Source organism: Neolewinella aquimaris (assembly GCF_014197245.1).
Taxonomy (GTDB): Bacteria; Bacteroidota; Bacteroidia; order Chitinophagales; family Saprospiraceae; genus Neolewinella; species Neolewinella aquimaris.
Map to the genome: position 1 here is coordinate 1 of NZ_JACIFF010000024.1, position 1,913 is coordinate 1,913.

Here is a 1,913-nt window from a genome sequence, read left to right on the forward strand (position 1 = left end):
GTTAGCGGCAAATAATGTAAAAACTTCAACCCTACTAACTTAAAGATTCAAAGTATGAAAACCCCAACTGATGAGGAAATAAAATATGGTGCAGAGATGCAAAGATTTCAAACCATGAAAAACTGTCTTTTACATGCCGTTCTGTTTTCTTATTATAACACAATAAGAGATGGAATTAGTCAAGAGAGAAATTTTTTCTTGAGAATGGTAGATGATGTCACTCAGTCAGTAATCGCTATCGATATCTTGGCTAAGGAAGGCGTCGTTAACACATGTTTGAGAGAACTACGATATTTAATCGAACTGTCAATCAAGGCCAGTATAATAACGCAAAATACTACCAAGCTAAAAATTGGCGAGCAGATTGAAGAGTATAAAAAATTATTGAACTCCTCAAATATAAATCCTATCAATGATTTGAAACTCAAATTTTTTGATGAAACTACAGAACAAGAGTTTAAGGCAAGCGTAAAAAGAACATATGGGTTGCTTTGTAATTATACGCATTCCAGTTCGGTTCAAATAACTGAAAGAATTGCAAGATCGGCAGCTGGAAGGACTATTGGTTTTGAGGGAAGCGAGGAACTATCAAAACTAAACGATTATATTGAAAACATTTATTCATTTGTCATTGTCTTCATATTTAATTCAGTACCTGACTATGTCGCTGGCGACTATTTAGTGGAAAGCGATGGATCAATAAATCCTTGGTATTTCAAGTCTTCAAAGTTTATTTCAAAAATAGATGAAAAATTTGACTATAAGCACGAAAGAAAAACTCAACTCGAAGCAATTAAAAGACAACGGCAAAATAACATAAAATCAATTTATCTTTAAATGGACCACGTCGATTATGCGCGAAAAGCACTAAGTTGTCTTGTTCAACGAGTAGCAAACTTTAAAGGAGGAAAGAAGTATTTGACATATAAGCAGTTAGCTGAGAATATTGAATATCCGAAACCTTATACTGGCAATAACTTTGGTAGATTGATGGGGGTAACGTTAGGTGTGATGGGGCATATGTTTGAAGATTGCCAGATTCCTGATTGGAAAGGGAGAACACCATTTATACAAACCTTAGTTGTTAGTTCTGGATCGAAATTACCAAGCGATGGATTGAAAGAATTCTATCCTGACTATGAACATCTAGACAGAAATAAGAAAAAAGACTACGTTGATATGGAATACAAGAAAGTGTTTGACTTTGGTGAACGATGGATCTATTTATCTCAACTGATGGATTTAGATATACACGAGTCCGGCTATATCAATAATTCAATTAGTCTATATAATCCATTTGGAAGTGAAGGTTCTCCAGAACATAGGAAGGTTGTGGATTTTATTGCTAACAATCCTTCAATTTTTGACTTCACTACTAACGGAGTGAAAGAATATCCGTTAAAGTCTGGAGATTACATAGATGTATTGTTCAAATCAAATAGTAAAGTATTAGGAGTGGAAGCTAAGTCATATAGATCTGGTGAGGACGATATCCAAAGAGGAATATATCAATGTGGAAAATATTTAGCAACATTAAAAGCGGAAGAAGTAATAAATAAAAAAAATAGGCCCTGTGAAACTCTACTTTTCATAGAATCTGCCGTTCCTTTGAACTTAAAAAATGTAGCCAAAAAACTAAACGTTACAATCGTAACTAAGCAGATTAACGTCATCTAAGTTTGAAGTGCAAATATTATATTAAAATGCCGCTAACAACGCGCCCAGCGTCAACCGGGGCTGGGTGAGGTTAAGCCAGTTACTGTTACTTGAGTCCGGGTTCGCCCCGTCGTCAATGGCCCGAAAGCTCCCGCTGGTCGGTTTCGGTCCATGCCGCCGCGCCGCCCCCTCATGGGTGGGGTTAAGTATGTTGTGTTCAAGTAAAGAAGCCCCGGCTGCGTGGGCGCCCCCGTTGG

Annotated in this window: 2 protein-coding genes; both read left to right on the forward strand. The window is 36.9% G+C overall.

What is annotated here, in order from left to right; all coding sequences use genetic code 11:
• Positions 1-54: 54 nt before the first annotated feature.
• Positions 55-837, forward strand: a complete 783-nt coding sequence (locus GGR28_RS18825) for a hypothetical protein (RefSeq protein ID WP_183497383.1) — start codon at positions 55-57, stop codon at positions 835-837.
• Positions 838-1,677, forward strand: a complete 840-nt coding sequence (locus tag GGR28_RS18830) for a hypothetical protein (protein ID WP_183497384.1) — start codon at positions 838-840, stop codon at positions 1,675-1,677.
• The last annotated feature ends 236 nt before the right edge of the window (positions 1,678-1,913 follow it).

What these genes read in the sequence shown, in the direction of transcription:
- GGR28_RS18825 (WP_183497383.1), top strand. Translation starts at nt 55, where the DNA reads ATGAAAACCCCAACTGATGAGGAAATAAAATATGGTGCAGAGATGCAA.
- GGR28_RS18830 (WP_183497384.1), top strand. Translation starts at nt 838, where the DNA reads ATGGACCACGTCGATTATGCGCGAAAAGCACTAAGTTGTCTTGTTCAA.